Source organism: Bacillus sp. NEAU-Y102 (genome assembly GCF_054788175.1).
The window spans coordinates 262,332-281,173 of record NZ_JBTWFK010000003.1 but is presented as its reverse complement, the minus strand read 5'-3'; the positions used below and the strand labels follow the sequence as shown (position 1 = coordinate 281,173).

Genomic DNA, 18,842 nt, shown 5'->3' with positions numbered 1-18,842 from the left:
TAAAAGTAGTCAAATAGGTAAAGAGAGGGTACAACAGTGAAGTTTGTGCATTTACAATGTCAAACCGTTTTTAGTTTATTAAAAAGTGCTTGTAAAATTGATGAGCTTGTAGTCAGGGCGAAAGAACTTGGTTTCTCATCGCTGGCTATTACGGATGAAAATGTTATGTATGGCGTTATTCCGTTTTATAAAGCATGTAAGAAACATGGTATACAGCCTGTTATTGGATTAACCGCTTCTATTTTTAGTGAAGAAGAAGAAAGGTCTTATCCGCTTGTATTACTTGCTGAGAATGAAATAGGCTACCAAAATTTATTAAAGATTTCTAGCAGTATTATGACAAAGTCCAAAGAAGGTATTCCTAAGAAGTGGCTTGCGCATTATGCGAAAGGATTAATTGCTATTTCACCAGGTAAAGATGGCGAAATTGAGCAATTATTACTAGAAGACAATGAGAGTCAGGCTGAAGAAGTAGCTCGAACATATCAAAATATGTTCGGCCATTTTTATATGAGTTTGCAGCATCATGCAATTCAAGATGAGTTGCTTTTACAAGAGAAGCTACCTGAATTTATTAGTAGGGTTAATATTCCAGTCGTTGCAACAAACGATGTGCGTTATATCAATCAAAGTGACGCACTTGTTCACGAATGTTTACTATCTGTTGAAAGTGGAACGAAAATGACTGATCCAGATAGGCCGAGGCTGAAAACAGATCAATATTATTTAAAATCATCGGATGAAATGGAAGCACTATTTTCCCATGCGCCGGAAGCAATCCAAAATACAATAAAAATTGCAGAGCGTTGCCAAGTAGAAATACCGTTCCATGTAAATCAACTTCCGAAGTTTCCTGTTCCGTCTAACGAAACGAGTGATATATACTTGCGTCGTGTTTGTGAAGAAGGTTTGCGGAAACGATATGGTGCGCCGAAAGAAGTGCATATAAAGCGTTTGGATCATGAATTAAATGTTATTTCTCGTATGGGATTTAGTGATTATTTCCTCATCGTATGGGATTTTATGAAGTATGCACATGAAAATCATATTTTAACAGGACCAGGTCGTGGATCGGCAGCTGGTTCACTCGTCTCATACGTATTAGAAATTACAGATATTGATCCGATTGAATACAATCTATTATTTGAAAGGTTTTTAAATCCTGAACGTGTGACGCTTCCAGATATTGATATTGATTTTCCAGACGTAAGACGTGATGAGATGATTCGCTATGTGAAAGATAAATACGGTCAGCTTCGTGTTGCGCAAATTGTAACGTTTGGTACGCTTGCAGCAAAAGCAGCAATTAGAGACATTGCCCGCGTAATGGGGCTTCCGCCACGAGATATTGATATATTTTCAAAACTTATCCCATCAAAGCTCGGTATAACGTTAAAAGATGCATATGAAGAATCACAATCACTTCGTGAGTTTATACAAGGGAATCTTCTGCATGAGCGTGTGTTTGAAATCGCAAAACGTGTAGAAGGTTTACCACGTCATACGTCTATTCATGCGGCTGGCGTTATTATGAGTCAAGAACCGTTAACAGGCAGTGTAGCAATTCAAGAAGGACATAACGATGTTTATGTTACGCAATATCCAGCTGATGCGCTAGAAGAACTTGGGTTGCTTAAGATGGACTTTTTAGGGTTACGTAATTTAACGTTACTTGAAAATATTATAAAATTTATCGCGAACAAAACAGGGAAAGAAATCGATATAAGAAACTTACCTCTTCAAGATGAAAAGACGTTCCAATTATTAGGGAGAGGGGATACAACAGGTGTATTCCAGCTTGAGTCAGGTGGTATGCGAAATGTACTTCGCGGGTTAAAACCGAATGAGTTTGAAGATATCGTAGCTGTTAACTCGTTATACAGACCGGGGCCGATGGAACAGATACCGACCTTTATTGAATCGAAACATGGAAAAAGAAAAATTGAATATTTACATCCGGATTTAAAGCCAATTTTAGAAAGAACATACGGCGTCATTGTATACCAAGAACAAATTATGCAAATTGCATCGAAGTTAGCAGGGTTTTCGCTCGGAGAAGCAGATTTACTGCGCCGTGCAGTGAGTAAAAAAAATCGTGATATTTTAGATCAGGAACGTAAGCATTTTGTCCAAGGGTGTTTGCAAAATGGTTATGATGAGACGTCTGCTGAGAAAATTTATGATTTAATTGTAAGATTTGCGAATTACGGTTTTAACCGAAGTCACGCTGTAGCTTACAGTATGATCGGATATCAGCTTGCCTATTTGAAAGCGAACTATACGCTGGAATTTATGACGGCATTATTATCAAGCGCAATTGGAAATGAAGATAAAATTGTACAGTATATACGAGAAACGAAGCGGAAAGGCTTTCACGTTTTGCCGCCGTCTCTTCAGAGAAGTGGTTACAACTTCCAAATAGAAGGGAATGCGATACGTTACAGTTTACTTTCGATCCGAAATATTGGAATGGCTACAGTGACGGCATTATTAGAAGAACGAAAGAAAAAAATGTTCGAAGATTTGTTTGAATTTTGTCTCCGTATGCCGTCAAAGTTTGTGACGGAGCGCAATTTAGAAGCTTTCGTCTGGTCCGGATGTTTTGATGATTTTGGTGTTTCGAGAACGAATTTATGGAAAAGTATTAAAGGGGCATTAGAGTACGCGAATCTCGCACGTGATTTAGGAGATGCTGTTCCAAAATCAAAATACGTACAAGGAGAAGAGCTATCTTTTATTGAACAACTAAATAAAGAGAAGGAAGCACTTGGCTTTTATTTATCAAGTTATCCGACAGCGCAGTATGTAAAGTTAGCAAAAGAATTAGAAATTCCATCTCTCGCTCAGGCGATGCGACACAAGAAAAAAGTACAAAGAGCTATTGTGTATATAACAAGTGTGAGAGTGATTCGTACGAAAAAGTTTCAAAAGATGGCATTTATTACATTCTGTGATCAAAATGATGAAATGGAAGCAGTCCTCTTCCCGGAAACGTATATACATTTCTCGGACAAGTTACAAGAAGGAGCAATTGTTTTAGTTGACGGTACGATTGAGCTAAGAAATCATAAGCTGCAATGGATTGTAAATGGTCTATATCCGCTAGAGGAAATGGATGTTTATGAAGAAAAGAAAGACGCATCTGTTTACGTGAAATTGCCGTCTCAGTATGAGAAAAAGCTTTTAAATCAGGTTACGAAAATATTGTTCGACTATTCAGGTTTTGCGAAAGTACTAATTTATTATGAAAAGGAACATAAAATGGTACAATTATCTCGGAGTTTATCGATTCATCCAAGTGAAGAATGTTTAGGAGCACTTCGTGAAATTGTCGGGGAAGAAAATGTAGTTGTGAAAATATAATGGACAATTTCCCTACACTTCGATTATTATAGTAGTAGTGTTCGTGGTCAGACCACTTGGAGAAATTGATATCAGCAAGAATAATTTGAGGAGAGTGGATAGTTTGTCAACACTTCGTGAAGAAGCACTTCACATGCATAAAGTGCATCAAGGAAAATTAGAAACTGTATCAAAAGTAAAAGTAGAAAATGCAAAAGATTTAAGTCTTGCATATTCTCCAGGGGTTGCAGAACCTTGTAAAGAAATTTATGACGATAAAAGTAAGGTATATGAATATACGATGAAGGGAAATATGGTAGCAGTTGTGACAGACGGAACAGCTGTACTTGGTCTTGGTAACATTGGACCTGAAGCATCTCTTCCAGTAATGGAAGGTAAAGCTGTATTATTCAAGAGCTTTGCTGGTGTAGATGCATTCCCGATTGCCTTAAATACAAACGATGTAGATAAAATTGTTGAAACTGTAAAATTAATGGAGCCAACTTTTGGCGGCGTTAACTTAGAAGATATCGCAGCACCAAACTGCTTCATTATTGAAGAGCGTTTGAAAAAAGAAACAAATATTCCTATCTTCCATGATGATCAACACGGAACAGCTATCGTAACAGTAGCAGGTCTTGTAAATGCACTGAAATTAGTTGGAAAGAAAATGTCTGACATTAAAGTTGTCGCAAATGGCGCAGGTGCAGCAGGTATTGCAATTATTAAACTTTTATATCGCTATGGTGTACGCGACATTATTATGTGTGACCGTAAAGGGGCAATCTATGATGGTCGTCCTACAGGTATGAATCCGGTGAAGGATGAAGTTGCAAAATATACAAATAAGAATCGTATAGAAGGTTCTTTAGCTGATGTTGTACATGGTGCGGACGTATTCATTGGTGTATCTGCAGAAGGTGCATTAACAGAAGAGATGGTTCGTACAATGAATGACGATGCGATTATTTTTGCAATGGCGAATCCGGTTCCAGAAATTATGCCAGAATTGGCAAAAGCAGCGGGCGCAGCTGTTGTTGGAACAGGTCGTTCTGACTTCCCGAACCAAGTAAATAATGTACTGGCGTTCCCTGGTATTTTCCGCGGTGCACTTGACGTACATGCGACACAAATTAACGAAGAAATGAAGATGGCAGCTGTACAGGCTATTGCTGAGCTTGTAGCAGAAGATGAGTTGAATGCAGACTATATCATTCCGGCACCATTTGACGCGCGTGTAGCGCCTCAAGTAGCGGCTTACGTTGCAAAAGCAGCAATGGAGACAGGAGTAGCTCGCCGTCAAGTAGATCCAAATGAGATCGCTGAAAAAACAAAACAATTAGCGCTGATTGGTAAAGAATAAGCGAGGAATTTCCATTGACATCATCAAATACAAAAGTATATCTCGAAATTGTAAAAAAAATCCGTTCCATTATGGAAGAGGATGGATTGGTAGCGGGGGATCGTTTGCCGTCTGAGCGTGAGTTAAGTTCACGCTTAAACGTAGGACGTTCCTCTGTAAGAGAAGCATTGCGTGCTTTAGAACTGGTAGGATTGATTGAAACGAGACGTGGTGAAGGGACATTTATTCGAAACTTTTATGATAACGGCCTTGTACAATTAATTGCTCCGTTCTTACTGCAAGATGAGAAAACAATTCGTGATTTATTACAAACGAAACGATTGCTTGAGAAAGATATGATTCGAATTGTATGTAATTTACCGAAAGAAACGTTTTCTAAAGTACTAAGTAGATTACACCAAGTACTTGAAGGAAATGAAAACTCAATCCCAACGCTTCATCAAACGTTCTTTAAAACACTTATTGAACAAGTCGATAATTATTTACTATATCGCATTTGGATGATCGTAAATGATTACGTAGCAACTCTTTCTTGTAAAGTTTCAAGAGATTCTATCGATATGTATAGAAAGCTTTATGCTACTTTGGAAGAAAAACAAGAAAATGATGCACTAAAAATTTACGATGAATTAGTAGAGAATATACAGTTTCACTCGTAATGTATAAAATTTGTCGAAATGACCATGACACGTTATGACAAACATTCTACCGCTTAGCGGTTAAAGTTAAACGTAAAGAGTGAGGTTATTAGACAGATTGAGAAGATAAGGCTAACATCAAACTTTGGTGTTAGCCCCATTTTCTTCTTACGCTAACCTTAGCTCTCAACGAAGGGGGTCAAATTGTGCTAAGAGATTTATTCGTGAAAAAGAAAAAGTACGCTGCAATACCTTCAGAACAAGTACGAAAAGATGTACCAGATGGCGTTATGACAAAATGTCCGGAATGTAAAAAAATCATGTATACGAAAGAACTTCTAAAAAATTTAAAAGTATGTGTGAATTGTGGATATCATCATCCTATGAATGCATGGGAACGTCTTGATAGTATATTGGACGAAGGGTCATTCCGTGAGTATGACAAAGAAATGGTTTCATTAAATCCACTCGAGTTTCCAGGTTATGAAGAGAAACTAGAGAGCGATCGTAAGAAGACTGAATTAAACGAAGCGGTTGTAACTGGTGAAGGAACAATTGATGACATGCTTGTTGTTGTTGCAGTAATGGATTCTCGTTTTCGAATGGGGAGCATGGGCTCTGTGGTAGGAGAAAAAATCGCCCGTGCGGTTGAAAAGGCGTACGACTTACAAGTTCCATTTATTATCTTTACTGCTTCGGGTGGTGCCCGTATGCAAGAAGGGATATTAAGTTTAATGCAAATGGCAAAAACAAGCGTAGCTTTGAAAAAGCATAGTAATGCAGGAGGATTATTTATTTCTGTTATGACTCACCCAACGACGGGCGGGGTTTCAGCGAGTTTCGCTTCACTTGGTGATTATAATCTTGCAGAACCAGGTGCACTTATCGGATTTGCTGGTAGACGTGTAATTGAACAAACGGTGCGTGAGAAACTACCGGAAGATTTCCAAACGGCAGAATTCTTACTAGATCATGGTCAATTAGATGCGGTGGTGCATCGTGATGATATGAGAGAATCGCTTCGCAAGATTTTAGAAGTTCATCAAGGAGGGGGAATGGCTGTATGGCAGAGCTAGAATTTGAAAAACCAGTTGTTGAGTTAAGAAATAAGATTCGTGAACTGAAAGACTATACGAAAAACAGCCAGATGGACTTCAGTGAGGAGATTCGTATTTTGGAAGACAAGCTAGAAAATTTAGAGGAAGATATATACGGTAATCTGAAAGTATGGGACCGTGTTCAAATTGCTCGTCATGCAGAACGACCGACAACGCTCGATTATATTGAGCACTTATTTACTGATTTTTTCGAATGTCATGGAGATCGTCTATTTGGCGATGATGCAGCGATTGTCGGCGGCATTGCGAAATATAAAGGGATGCCTGTAACTGTAATTGGGCATCAGCGCGGAAAAGATACGAAAGAAAATATTCGCCGTAACTTTGGAATGCCTCATCCAGAAGGATATCGAAAAGCATTACGCTTAATGAAGCAGGCGGAAAAGTTCAATCGTCCTATTATTTGTTTCATTGATACGAAAGGGGCTTATCCTGGTAAAGCTGCTGAAGAACGTGGTCAAAGTGAAGCTATCGCCCGCAATTTATTTGAAATGGCAGGTTTAACTGTACCTGTTATTTGTATCGTTATCGGTGAAGGTGGTAGTGGCGGTGCGCTAGGCCTTGGAGTGGGAGATTACATTCATATGCTAGAAAATTCCACTTATTCTGTTATTACACCAGAGGGTGCAGCGGCAATTCTTTGGAAAGATGCAGGAAAAGCAAAGGAAGCTGCAGAGGCAATGAAAATTACAGCAGCAGATTTGAAAGAATTAGGTGTAATTGATGAAATTATTCCAGAGGCAAAAGGTGGAGCTCACCGTAATCTTTCGAAACAGTCAGAAAATATAGATTTAATGATTAGAAAAACTTTTGAACAATTAAACGGAATTTCGAAAGATGAATTAATCGAAAAACGTTATGAAAAATATATGAAAATTGGGCAAGTTTCGTTTTCAAACGCTTCCATTGGGATAAAATAAGAAAAGCGTGCGTTCCTCTTCGCGAATGCACGTTTTTATTATGAAAAGACACATCTTCTCCATTGTGTTTTTATATTTTTTCGTGTTATTTTATTATAAGGCAAATAATCTTTATGAGGTGAGTACAAATGAAACGTATTGGTGTATTAACAAGTGGTGGAGATTCACCTGGTATGAATGCTGCCATTCGTGCAGTTGTTCGTAAAGCGATTTTCCATGATATTGAAGTATATGGTATTTACCATGGATACGCTGGATTAATTTCTGGTCACATTGAAAAATTAGAACTTGGTTCTGTTGGCGATATTATCCACCGCGGTGGTACGAAATTATATACAGCAAGATGTCCTGAGTTTAAAGACCCAGAAGTACGACTAAAAGGTATCGAGCAATTAAAGAAACATGGTATCGAAGGACTTGTTGTTATTGGTGGAGATGGTTCTTACCAAGGCGCTAAAAAATTAACTGAACAAGGATTCCCGTGTGTTGGTGTACCAGGTACAATCGACAATGATATCCCTGGAACAGACTTCACAATTGGTTTCGATACAGCTTTAAACACTGTTATTGATGCAATTGATAAAATCCGTGACACAGCTACATCTCATGAACGTACATATGTTATCGAAGTAATGGGACGTCACGCTGGTGATATCGCATTATGGGCTGGTTTAGCTGATGGTGCAGAAACAATCTTAATTCCAGAAGAAGAGTATGACATGGATGATGTTATCGCTCGTCTGAAGCGTGGTAGTGAACGTGGTAAAAAACACAGTATTATCGTTGTAGCTGAAGGTGTTGGAAGTGCAATTGACATCGGTAAGCACATTGAAGAAGCAACAAACTTTGATACTCGTGTAACTGTATTAGGTCACGTACAACGTGGTGGATCACCAAGTGCACAAGACCGTGTATTAGCAAGTCGTCTTGGCGCAAGAGCAGTTGAATTATTAATTGCTGGTAAAGGTGGACGTTGTGTAGGTATTCAAGATAACAAACTTGTTGATCATGATATTATCGAAGCGTTAGCTCAAAAGCATACAATCGATAAAGATATGTATCAATTATCTAAAGAATTATCCATCTAATTGACGTAATGTCAGATATTTGGGAACGGTTTCATAATTTTCGGAGGTGCAATATGCGTAAAACTAAAATTGTATGTACTATAGGTCCTGCTAGTGAAAGTATTGAAAAATTAGAGCAATTAATCGAAGCAGGTATGAACGTTGCTCGTTTAAACTTCTCTCATGGTAGCCATGAAGAGCACGGAGCTCGTATTAAAAACATTCGTGAAGCTTCAAAGAAAACTGGTAAAACAGTTGGTATCTTACTTGATACAAAAGGTCCAGAAATCCGTACTCACGACTTCGTAGACGGACAAGCTGAGCTTGTAACAGGTGCAGAAGTAGTTCTTTCTACTGAGCAAGTATTAGGTACTGCAGAGAAGTTCTCTGTATCTTATGCTGGTCTTTATGACGATGTAGACCCAGGTTCTCGCATTCTAATCGATGACGGTCTTATCGAACTAGAAGTAATCGAAAAAGCTGATGGAAACATCCGTACAAAAGTTCTTAACAGCGGAACTGTAAAAAATAAAAAAGGTGTTAACGTACCAAACGTAAGCATTAAGCTTCCTGGTATCACTGAAAAAGACGTAAAAGATATCATCTTCGGTATCGAGCAAAAAGTTGATTTCATCGCAGCTTCATTCGTACGTAAAGCGTCTGACGTATTAGAAATCCGTGAATTATTAGAAGAGCATGGTGCTCAATACATCCAAATCGTACCGAAAATCGAAAACCAAGAAGGTATCGACAACATCGATTCAATCTTAGAAGTTTCTGACGGTTTAATGGTAGCTCGTGGTGATATGGGTGTAGAAATTCCACCAGAAGAAGTACCATTAGTACAAAAACGTCTAATCAAAAAATGTAACGTGTTAGGTAAACCAGTTATTACTGCGACACAAATGTTAGACTCTATGCAACGTAACCCACGTCCAACTCGTGCGGAAGCAAGTGACGTAGCTAACGCAATCTTCGATGGTACAGATGCAATCATGCTTTCAGGTGAAACAGCTGCTGGTCAATATCCGGTAGAAGCAGTAACAATGATGGCTAACATTGCAGTACGTGTTGAAAAATCATTACAATACGAAGATATGTTCAAAAAACGTATTAAAGAGTTCACTCCAACAATTACAGATGCAATTAGCCAATCTGTTGCGCATACAGCACTTGCTCTTGATGTAGCTGCAATCGTAGCTCCAACAGAAAGTGGACATACTGCGAAAATGATCTCTAAATACCGTCCAAAATCTCCAATTGTAGCTGTAACATCTGACGAGCAAGTAGGACGTCGTCTTGCGCTTGTTTGGGGTGTACAAGCGTTTATGGCTGAGAAGCGCGCAGCTTCAACTGACGAAATGTTAGATACAGCAATTCAAACAGGTATGGATGCAGGTCTAATCGGACTTGGAGATACTGTAGTAATTACTGCTGGTGTTCCAGTTGCTGAAACTGGAACAACAAACTTAATGAAAATCCACGTTGTTGGTGAAGAAGTTGCTAAAGGACAAGGAATCGGTCGTAAAGCTGCAAAAGGTAAAGTAGTTGTAGCAAAAACAGCTGCTGAAGCTGTAGCGAACGTAAACGAAGGTGATATCCTTGTTACAACAAGTACTGATAAAGATATGATTCCTGCAATCGAAAAAGCTGCTGCTTTAGTTGTAGAAGAAGGTGGCTTAACAAGCCATGCGGCTGTTGTAGGCGTATCAATCGGTATTCCTGTTATCGTTGGTGTAAACGGCGTAACAGCAACTTTAAAAAATGGCCAAGAAGTAACAGTTGATGCAGCACGCGGAATTGTTTATAATGGACATGCGGAAGTGCTATAAGTAATACGGAGAGAAGGATCGGAGTCCTTCTCTTTTTTTTTACACAAAACGAGATAGAATTAGTTTAAAGTGCCTAGAATTGCTTTTAAAAGCGGTTTGTTATGAGTTTTAGTATGAAAGGGTATCTATATTTCGTATGATGTATATAGGCGTTGTGAGGGTGTTAAAAGTGAGTTGTGAGAGGGGTGTAGAACTATGAAGTGGTTACTATTCTTGTTTATTTTAATACCGGCGATTGAGATTACGGTCTTAATTGGATCAAGTCATGTAATAGGTTTATGGTCTACGTTCGCTATGATTGTATTTACAGGTGTTGTAGGTGTGTATTTGGCGAAAAGACAAGGATTTAAAGTACTTGGAGAGATTCAATCTAAGTTGAATAGAGGGGAAATGCCAGGTGAGGCAGTACTAGATGGTATTTTTGTATTTGTAGGAGGTATTCTCTTGGTGCTTCCTGGGTATGTGACAGATGTGCTAGGGTTTATCTGCGTGATCCCTATTACGAGAGCTTTATTGAAGCCGCTTGTTATGAAGTGGATGGAATGGAAATTTAGAAAGAACTCTACTATTATCATTCAGAAGTAGCACTTAGATTATAACGATCTAAGTGCTATTTTTTTGTCTTGTAAGAGGAGAGGGGGTTTCTGATTGAGGCTTCGCTTTACTGCGCTATTTGTGGGGGATTTCTATCTCAAAGTTGGGTTGCTCGTAAGTGTCTGATGTGGGGGCGAATGATGAGTGGGGATGAACAAAACGTCCGCTTATTATATTTGCTATATAATTTTCGTTTGAACTCTTGTTGTGCTTCGATTAAACGTGTAATTTTTAAATGCTATTAATTTGGATGAATAAGATGGAGAGAAATGCAGCTAAATTAAAGTTTTGCTTTCATATAAAAGGTGGGGATTGTTAGTTGAAGCCTTATTCTATGTGGTTTTGTATATTTATTCATTTACATAAAAAGTAATAAATGTAAGTAATAAATATATATAAAATAGAATAAAAATGTATTTTTGATTAGAAAATGTGTTTTTTATGCAAAAAAACAAGAGGATTATCCTTTTTCTGGGTAATGCTCTTGTTACATGTGAGTAGTGTGAAAAAATAAGTGAAAGGAATAATCAGTGGGAAATTCCCACTGATTACAGCTTGTTTTTTATATGAATTAGAAACTTTTATTTTGAAGGTGAACCTTTAATATATTTCCACAAGTCATGGAAGACATTAGCTTTGTGTAATGTATTAAGTAGTACTAAGGTGACTGGACCGATGATTAATCCTAAAAAGCCAAAAAGCTTAAAGCCGACAAATAGAGCGACGAGTGTTGCTAATGGATCGAGACCGATGTTAGATGAAAGTACTTTCGGTTCCATAATTTGTCTTTGGACAATCACGACGATGTATAAAATGAGAAGACCAATGGCGAATGCGGTATCGCCAGTGAAAAATACGTATATAACCCATGGAACGAAGACTGCGCCTGTTCCTAAATATGGTAGTAAATCTACAACTCCTGTAATAATCGCAATAGTAATGGCGTATGGTACGCGTAATATTAAAAGTCCGATCAGTACAATGACGGTTGTCATAGATACGAGTGTAAGTTGTGCTTTCACAAAACCAAATAAAGCTTTTTTTAAGTCGACAAAAATAGTTTTTCCGTAGCCATGTACACGATTTGGTAGTAATTTTCTTGTTTTTTGAGCAAGACGGTGCCAATCGTAACTAATGAAGAAAGTGGCTAATAAAATGAATACAAGGACAGTTAACGTTGTTGGCAGTGCACTAATGAAATTTGTTAATCCGCTTATAATGGCGGTTAAAAGTTCTTTCATTTGTGTTGTTGCTTCTGTTCCTAAGTTTTGAATGTTTTGTGTAATTGTATAGCGCTGTGGTTCTCCAAGATGATTAAATTTAGAGATTAAATCATCGTAGAGAGGCATAATATGATTAAGTGCAAATTGCTGAGCGAATGTAACGATATCCGGAAACTTTACTGTAACAAGTTGGAGTAAGTATGTTGTGGCAGATATTGCTTCAGTCACAAGATATGTAACAAGTCCAACGATAGCTCCAAATACGAGAATTAAGCTAACGAGTACTGCTAGTGCGCGAGGAAATTGTAGTTTTTGATTAAGGAAATTGACGACAGGATTAATCAAATAAGCAAATGCAAAAGCGATAATAAAAGGATAGATAAGCCCTGACATGTATAGTAATACATAGAACCCAGCTATCGTTGCTACAATGACAAATATGAGTCGCAATATCATATATAGTAAGTTTCGGTTCAAAGATGTATACCTCCCATTCCGATTTGGATTATCCTAATTCGTTCAACTTATAACTAGCGTGCTCTGCTGATTAAAGTCTTACTTTAGCGGCAGTAAATCTCCCGCCAAAGCCCAATTGATGACGGCCAATAATCAGTGGAAGATGCCCAACTGATTAAAGTGTTACTTTATGTTATAGTGGAATGATGGATTTAGCCTGCTTTTTTCGGTATATGAATGGCTGTGAAAGCCTATTCGTGATGCTACTACTATATGGTAAAAACTTCATTTTCTCTTCTTTTTATTTTACCTGTTTCTTATTAGAAAAGAAAGAAGAGACGACTGTTTTCAAAAATGTATACATGCTTAAATTTTTTGGTGAAAGTCTCTTTTTAGAATGTATAAAAAATTGAAGGTGTTATCGATAAATAGGCATCTGTATAGCATGTATAACGATAGGTTTAAAGGTATTTTTGTTTGGAAATGAGTTCATTATTTTCAGAAAGGAAGTGTAAACATGATTAGTCAGTCAACGTTATTTTTATTCATACTACTTATTATAGGACTTATTGCTAAAAACCAATCGCTTACTGTAGCTATTGGGGTGTTATTTCTATTAAAATTTACGTTTTTAGGAGATAAGGTCTTTCCTTATTTACAAACGAAAGGAATTAACCTAGGTGTAACGGTCATTACAATAGCGGTGCTAGTACCGATTGCGACGGGGGAAATAGGTTTTAAACAACTTGGAGAAGCGGCGAAATCGTATTATGCGTGGATTGCTTTAGCTTCAGGTGTAGCAGTCGCTTTGTTAGCGAAAGGCGGCGTGCAATTGTTGACAACGGATCCTCATATTACAACTGCGCTTGTTTTTGGGACAATTATAGCGGTTGCGTTATTTAATGGGGTTGCTGTTGGTCCGTTAATTGGGGCTGGAATTGCCTATGCGGTTATGAGTATTATACAAATGTTTAAATAAGGAATTTTATAGTAATATAAAATTTTTGAATTCTTTCTGTTCACAAAAGTCAGATAATTGTTTATAATAGGATTAGAAACTTTGAAAAGTTACATAACAGCAGAGACTTTACACCAGATAAAATAAAAACAACATAAAACAATTTTATAATGATATTGTTTTATGTTGTTTTTATCATAAAACTCTTCGGAATGTATTTTCCTCACTAACTTGTTGTTTTGAGCGTGAGGATTCGGGGAGACATTCACGCTCATGCTTTCCATGTAAACCATGGACAATAAGAGGGGAACATCGCAACAAATTTGCATGATCGTGCATTTTGCTTGCCTAAAGAGTGAACGGGCGTTCATAATTCATAAGGGGAGCAAATAGATATAAGGAGCAAGGTTGGGAGAATTTTCAGGAAAAGGAGAGAATGTCATGACTGTTATTCGAGGTTTAGAAGGGGTAGTAGCAACAACATCATCTGTGAGCTCTATTATTGATGATACATTAACTTATGTTGGGTATAATATTGATGATTTAGCTGAGAATGCTACGTTTGAAGAAGTAGTGTACTTATTATGGCACCGCAAGCTTCCTAATGAAAAAGAACTAGCGGAATTTAATGAAATTGTATCTGAATACTATAAAGTTCCAGGTGAGATTTTAACATATTTGAAACAAGTAGATTTAAAAATTGCACATCCGATGTCTGTTTTACGAACTGCAATTTCCATGCTATCATTATACGATGAGAGCGCTGAAATTATGGATGAAAAGTCTAATTATTTGAAAGCGGTTAAATTACAGGCTCAAGTGGGAACTTTAGTTGCTGCTTACGCGAGAATCCGTAAAGGTTTAGATATTGTTGAGCCAAGAAAGGATTTATCATTAGCTGCAAACTTCTTGTACATGTTAAATGATCGCGAGCCAAATGAAGTTGAAATTGAAGCTTTTGATAAGGCGCTTGTACTTCATGCAGATCATGAGTTAAACGCTTCTACATTTACTGCACGTGTTTGCGTAGCTACACTTTCAGATGTATATTCTGGTATTACAGCAGCAATTGGTGCATTAAAAGGTCCTCTTCACGGTGGGGCAAATGAAAATGTAATGAAGATGTTAACTGAAATTGGCGAAGAAGAAAATGTAGAATCATATATTCATAATGCTCTTCAAAATAAAGTGAAAATCATGGGCTTTGGCCACCGTGTGTATGAGCAGGGTGATCCACGTGCAAAACACTTACGTGAAATGTCTAAGAGATTATGCGTGCTTTTAGGAGAAGACAAATGGTATAATATGTCTATCAAAATTGAAGACATTGTAACAAAAGAAAAAGGTCTTCCACCAAATGTTGATTTCTATTCAGCTTCTGTATACCATTGTTTAGGAATTGACCATGACTTATTTACACCTATTTTTGCAATTAGCCGTATGTCAGGCTGGTTAGCTCATATTCTAGAACAATATGAAAATAACCGTTTAATCCGTCCACGTGCTGATTATAATGGACCAACGCATCAAGTGTATGTTCCAATCGCACAAAGATAAGCAAAAAACACTATTTTGATAGTGAAAATACGCTTTCAAAAGTCTGATTTTTTCGGAAAGATGTAATGATTAGAATATTTTAATTTGACTAACGGTTTGAACTGAGGGGTTATTCCCTCAGTTTCATACATATGAAATTTCAAACATGGGGGTTATCACATTGACGACAGGTGAAAAAATTACTGTAACTAATGGTGTTATGAATGTACCAAACAATCCGATTATTCCATTTATTGAAGGAGATGGAATTGGTCCTGATATTTGGGCAGCTGCATCTCGCGTAATAGAAGCAGCAGTTGAAAAAGCTTATGATGGTGAGAAGAAAATCGTTTGGAAAGAAGTGCTTGCAGGGGAAAAAGCATTCAACCAAACAGGCGAGTGGTTACCAGAAGAGACTTTAAATTTAATCCGCGAATATTTAATCGCAATTAAAGGTCCACTTACAACTCCAGTTGGCGGTGGTATTCGTTCTCTAAACGTAGCACTTCGTCAAGAATTAGATCTATATGTATGTCTACGTCCAGTTCGTTATTTTGAAGGTGTTCCTTCACCTGTAAAACGTCCGGAAGATACTGATATGGTTATTTTCCGTGAAAATACAGAAGACATTTATGCTGGAATTGAATATGCACAAGGATCTCCAGAAGCAGAAAAAGTTCTTGCTTTCTTAAAAGAAGCAATGGGTGTTAATAAAATCCGCTTCCCAGAAACATCTGGTATTGGTATTAAACCAATCTCAGAAGAAGGGACAAAGCGTCTTGTTCGTGCTGCAATTCAATATGCAATTAACGAAAAACGCTCTTCTGTTACATTAGTTCATAAAGGAAACATTATGAAATTTACAGAAGGTGCTTTCAAAAACTGGGGTTACGAAGTAGCGGAACAAGAATTCGGCGACAAAGTATTTACTTGGGCTGAATATGATCGCATTGTTGAAAAAGATGGTAAAGATGCAGCGAATAAAGCGATGGCAGACGCTGAAGTGGCTGGAAAAATCATCGTAAAAGATTCTATTGCAGACATCTTCTTACAACAAATTTTAACTCGTCCACGTGAGTTCGATGTTGTTGCAACAATGAACTTAAATGGTGACTATATCTCTGATGCACTTGCTGCACAAGTAGGTGGAATTGGTATTGCACCTGGTGCAAACATTAACTATGTGACTGGACATGCTATCTTTGAAGCTACACATGGTACAGCTCCAAAATATGCAGGTTTAGATAAAGTAAACCCATCTTCAGTTCTTCTTTCAGGTGTATTATTATTAGAACACTTAGGATGGAACGAAGCTGCGAAATTAGTAACAGATTCAGTTGAGAAAACAATTGCATCAAAAGTAGTAACATATGACTTCGCTCGCCTAATGGAAGGCGCAACAGAAGTGAAATGTTCTGAGTTTGCTAATGAGCTTATTAAAAACATGGATGTAGCGATAATCAAAAACGCATAATTAAAGCGGGGGGTAAATTATGACAATCAAACGCAAGAAGGTTTCAGTCATCGGTGCAGGATTTACAGGAGCAACAACGGCATTCTTATTAGCACAAAAAGAACTTGCAGATGTTGTATTAGTGGACATTCCACAACTGGAAAATCCAACAAAAGGGAAAGCGTTAGATATGTTAGAAGCGAGCCCAGTACAAGGTTTTGATGCTAACATTATTGGAACATCTGATTACGCAGATACTGCTGATTCTGACGTTGTCGTTATTACAGCAGGTATTGCACGTAAGCCTGGTATGAGCCGTGATGACTTAGTAGCAACGAACTCTAAAATTATGAAAAGTATTACGCGCGACATTGCAAAACATTCACCAAATGCAATTATTGTTGTGTTAACAAATCCAGTTGATGCAATGACATATTCTGTATTTAAAGAAGCAGGATTCCCGAAAGAGCGTGTAATCGGCCAATCGGGCGTATTAGATACAGCTCGTTTCCGTACATTCATCGCACAAGAATTAAATCTTTCTGTAAAAGACATTACAGGATTTGTTCTTGGTGGACATGGTGACGACATGGTACCTCTTGTGCGTTATTCTTATGCAGGCGGTATTCCGTTAGAAACGTTAATTCCGAAAGAGCGTTTAGAAGCAATCGTAGAACGTACACGTAAAGGTGGCGGTGAGATTGTAGGCTTATTAGGAAACGGTAGTGCATATTACGCACCAGCAGCTTCTTTAGTTGAAATGACAGAAGCAATCTTAAAAGATCAACGCCGTGTATTACCAGCTATTGCGTACCTTGAAGGTGAGTATGGTTATAGTGATCTTTACTTAGGGGTACCAGTAATTCTAGGTGGTAACGGAATTGAAAAAATTATTGAATTAGAACTTCTTGCAGATGAAAAAGAAGCGTTAGATCGCTCTGTAGAATCTGTACGTAACGTAATGAAAGTTCTTGTTTAATAATTGAATAGTAGTGAAAAAGATTCGGGATTCCGAATCTTTTTCTACTATTTACCGAATTGTTTTTTTGAAATAATATGAAAACGCTATCATTTGTAATATCCTATAATGAAACTGTAGATTTATACTATACATTGCCCTCATCATAGTAAATTTCGGATAAGGTATCGCTTTTAGTAGGATAATAAGGTGAAAAAATCGGAGGGGGTTGTAACATGTTAAAGAAAAAAGTTCAAATTGGTCGTAAAATGGATGAAATTACAGTAGGAGAGAAATTATCTATCACTGAAAAAATTGAGGATAAAGATTTGTTATTGTACTTAGGGTTAACGAATGATGCCAATCCATTATATATTCAGCATGATTACGCATCCCAAACTCCGTATGAAAAGCCGATTGTACCAAGCATTATGCTAACGGGAATGATTACAACGGCAGTTACGAAATATTTACCGGGTCCAGGAAGTCATATTACTAGGAAGGACCTTACGTTCGTGAAGCATGTTCACCATTATGAAACGTTACAAATCCACTTTGAAGTTGTGGCTGTTTCTGAGGAGGAACATACAATTGATATGCTTGTATCTGCTCATGATGAAAAAGGAGAAACTGTTGTAAAGGGTTCATTAACAGTAACGCCACCTTATAAATCTGTTTCCATTATGGAAAAAGCATTAGATAATTTTTAAAAGATGAAAATATGAATAGCGCTAGCATACCTTGAATAAGGATGCTAGCGCTATTTTTAGTTGAAGAATCCTTCTTTGAACCCTTCAGCAAATTCTGAGCAACCCGTTTTAATCGTATCCCAGCTCGGAGCGTTGAAAGTAAGGATACATGTGACTGCTAAAGATAGAATGGGTAGTATTAGTCGCATAATAGACCTCCTGATTGTGTTAATTTATATATTAAGATTAACGATATAACTATCGGTAATTGAAGTCAATGAAAGGAGTGATTCTTTTAGGTGAGGTGGAAAAAAGAAGAAGTTATCTTTGAAACGATACGAGAAGCTGAAGTGTGGGCCGATTCGATCGCGAATGAAATGTACGGGAGATTATTTGATGGATATGAAACGCTAGATTATAAAATAGCGTATGCTCTTTCGTTTTTCCTAGCACAAAATCAAGATTTTATCCCGCATTAACGGGCAGTAAGATCCCACCTCAAAATTCAGCGAAAGCAAAGAAGTTAGGTCGGGAATCAACTGCCCGTAAAAGCCCCACTGATTAAAGTTTCACTTTATAGTTCATACGGAAGTGAGCTTTAAAGAAGAGAGAGCAATCTATAAAGTTTGGCAAAATCCTGTGTAGTTGCAGGTGAAGCGTAATTACGTCTACTTTCTCAATTCTACACAAACGAT

The 18,842-nt window shown here is 37.6% G+C and carries 16 protein-coding genes; 14 read left to right on the top strand and 2 right to left on the bottom strand.

All coding sequences use genetic code 11. From position 1 onward, the window contains the following. Positions 1-36: 36 nt before the first annotated feature. The 8 genes from dnaE to ACYFX0_RS10745 all read left to right on the top strand — a co-directional run bounded on the left by dnaE (position 37) and on the right by ACYFX0_RS10745 (position 10,865). Entirely contained in the window at positions 37-3,363 is a 3,327-nt protein-coding gene (gene dnaE, locus ACYFX0_RS10780) for a DNA polymerase III subunit alpha (RefSeq protein WP_000673721.1), read from the top strand. 133 nt (positions 3,364-3,496) lie between these two features. Then, entirely contained in the window at positions 3,497-4,705 is a 1,209-nt protein-coding gene (gene ystJ / locus ACYFX0_RS10775) for an NADP-dependent malic enzyme (protein WP_161635086.1), read from the top strand. 14 nt (positions 4,706-4,719) lie between these two features. Next, positions 4,720-5,364 (top strand): FadR/GntR family transcriptional regulator, encoded by a 645-nt coding sequence (locus ACYFX0_RS10770; RefSeq protein WP_000204445.1) that lies wholly within the window; start codon positions 4,720-4,722, stop codon positions 5,362-5,364. A 185-nt stretch (positions 5,365-5,549) separates the two neighbouring features. Beyond that, positions 5,550-6,419 carry an acetyl-CoA carboxylase, carboxyltransferase subunit beta gene (gene accD / locus ACYFX0_RS10765; protein WP_000942858.1) on the top strand — a complete coding sequence of 290 codons (870 nt, stop codon included), beginning with the start codon at positions 5,550-5,552 and terminating at the stop codon, positions 6,417-6,419. Beyond that, the gene (gene accA, locus ACYFX0_RS10760; RefSeq protein WP_000818789.1) at positions 6,407-7,381 is read left to right on the top strand and encodes an acetyl-CoA carboxylase carboxyl transferase subunit alpha; all 975 of its coding nucleotides are present in this window, start codon (positions 6,407-6,409) and stop codon (positions 7,379-7,381) included. Before accD ends, accA begins: the two co-directional genes overlap by 13 nt. A 128-nt stretch (positions 7,382-7,509) precedes the next feature. Beyond that, the gene (pfkA, locus tag ACYFX0_RS10755) at positions 7,510-8,469 is read left to right on the top strand and encodes a 6-phosphofructokinase (protein WP_000821157.1); all 960 of its coding nucleotides are present in this window, start codon (positions 7,510-7,512) and stop codon (positions 8,467-8,469) included. A gap of 53 nt (positions 8,470-8,522) precedes the next feature. Continuing rightward, complete coding sequence (gene pyk / locus ACYFX0_RS10750) at positions 8,523-10,280, top strand: pyruvate kinase (RefSeq protein ID WP_001232667.1); 1,758 nt, start codon at positions 8,523-8,525, stop codon at positions 10,278-10,280. A gap of 195 nt (positions 10,281-10,475) precedes the next feature. After that, positions 10,476-10,865 carry an FxsA family protein gene (locus tag ACYFX0_RS10745; RefSeq protein ID WP_000871631.1) on the top strand — a complete coding sequence of 130 codons (390 nt, stop codon included), beginning with the start codon at positions 10,476-10,478 and terminating at the stop codon, positions 10,863-10,865. 590 nt (positions 10,866-11,455) lie between these two features. Here the strand turns inward: ACYFX0_RS10745 and ytvI are convergent. Further along, the gene (gene ytvI, locus ACYFX0_RS10740; protein WP_001081375.1) at positions 11,456-12,574 is read right to left on the bottom strand and encodes a sporulation integral membrane protein YtvI; all 1,119 of its coding nucleotides are present in this window, start codon (positions 12,572-12,574) and stop codon (positions 11,456-11,458) included. Positions 12,575-13,070: 496 nt separating this feature from the next. Here ytvI and ACYFX0_RS10735 point away from each other — a divergent pair, with 496 nt between their 5' ends. From ACYFX0_RS10735 to ACYFX0_RS10715, 5 genes are all read left to right on the top strand, one after another. Next, on the top strand, positions 13,071-13,532 hold the full coding sequence (locus ACYFX0_RS10735; RefSeq protein ID WP_000625507.1) for a DUF441 domain-containing protein: 462 nt from the start codon (positions 13,071-13,073) through the stop codon (positions 13,530-13,532). 387 nt (positions 13,533-13,919) lie between these two features. Continuing rightward, the gene (gene citZ, locus ACYFX0_RS10730) at positions 13,920-15,068 is read left to right on the top strand and encodes a citrate synthase (protein ID WP_000503651.1); all 1,149 of its coding nucleotides are present in this window, start codon (positions 13,920-13,922) and stop codon (positions 15,066-15,068) included. Positions 15,069-15,228: 160 nt separating this feature from the next. Beyond that, positions 15,229-16,521: an NADP-dependent isocitrate dehydrogenase gene (gene icd, locus ACYFX0_RS10725; RefSeq protein WP_000206893.1), complete on the top strand. Its 1,293-nt coding sequence runs from the start codon at positions 15,229-15,231 to the stop codon at positions 16,519-16,521. Positions 16,522-16,540: 19 nt separating this feature from the next. Continuing rightward, positions 16,541-17,479 (top strand): malate dehydrogenase, encoded by a 939-nt coding sequence (gene mdh, locus ACYFX0_RS10720; protein WP_000153232.1) that lies wholly within the window; start codon positions 16,541-16,543, stop codon positions 17,477-17,479. Between the two features lie 215 nt (positions 17,480-17,694). Then, complete coding sequence (locus tag ACYFX0_RS10715) at positions 17,695-18,168, top strand: MaoC family dehydratase (RefSeq protein ID WP_000914181.1); 474 nt, start codon at positions 17,695-17,697, stop codon at positions 18,166-18,168. A gap of 56 nt (positions 18,169-18,224) precedes the next feature. On the opposite strand, the gene ACYFX0_RS10710 is transcribed toward ACYFX0_RS10715, so the two are convergent. Next, a complete protein-coding gene (locus ACYFX0_RS10710; protein WP_001237013.1) occupies positions 18,225-18,356 on the bottom strand; it encodes a hypothetical protein in 132 nt (43 codons plus the stop codon). Between the two features lie 90 nt (positions 18,357-18,446). On the opposite strand from ACYFX0_RS10710, the gene ACYFX0_RS10705 reads away from it, so the two are divergent. After that, entirely contained in the window at positions 18,447-18,626 is a 180-nt protein-coding gene (locus ACYFX0_RS10705) for a hypothetical protein (RefSeq protein ID WP_001267360.1), read from the top strand. The last annotated feature ends 216 nt before the right edge of the window (positions 18,627-18,842 follow it).

What these genes read in the sequence shown, in the direction of transcription:
- ACYFX0_RS10745 (WP_000871631.1), top strand. Translation starts at nt 10,476, where the DNA reads ATGAAGTGGTTACTATTCTTGTTTATTTTAATACCGGCGATTGAGATT.
- mdh (WP_000153232.1), top strand. Translation starts at nt 16,541, where the DNA reads ATGACAATCAAACGCAAGAAGGTTTCAGTCATCGGTGCAGGATTTACA.
- ACYFX0_RS10715 (WP_000914181.1), top strand. Translation starts at nt 17,695, where the DNA reads ATGTTAAAGAAAAAAGTTCAAATTGGTCGTAAAATGGATGAAATTACA.
- ACYFX0_RS10710 (WP_001237013.1), bottom strand. Translation starts at nt 18,356, where the DNA reads ATGCGACTAATACTACCCATTCTATCTTTAGCAGTCACATGTATCCTT.
- pfkA (WP_000821157.1), top strand. Translation starts at nt 7,510, where the DNA reads ATGAAACGTATTGGTGTATTAACAAGTGGTGGAGATTCACCTGGTATG.
- ACYFX0_RS10735 (WP_000625507.1), top strand. Translation starts at nt 13,071, where the DNA reads ATGATTAGTCAGTCAACGTTATTTTTATTCATACTACTTATTATAGGA.
- pyk (WP_001232667.1), top strand. Translation starts at nt 8,523, where the DNA reads ATGCGTAAAACTAAAATTGTATGTACTATAGGTCCTGCTAGTGAAAGT.
- ystJ (WP_161635086.1), top strand. Translation starts at nt 3,497, where the DNA reads ATGCATAAAGTGCATCAAGGAAAATTAGAAACTGTATCAAAAGTAAAA.
- accA (WP_000818789.1), top strand. Translation starts at nt 6,407, where the DNA reads ATGGCAGAGCTAGAATTTGAAAAACCAGTTGTTGAGTTAAGAAATAAG.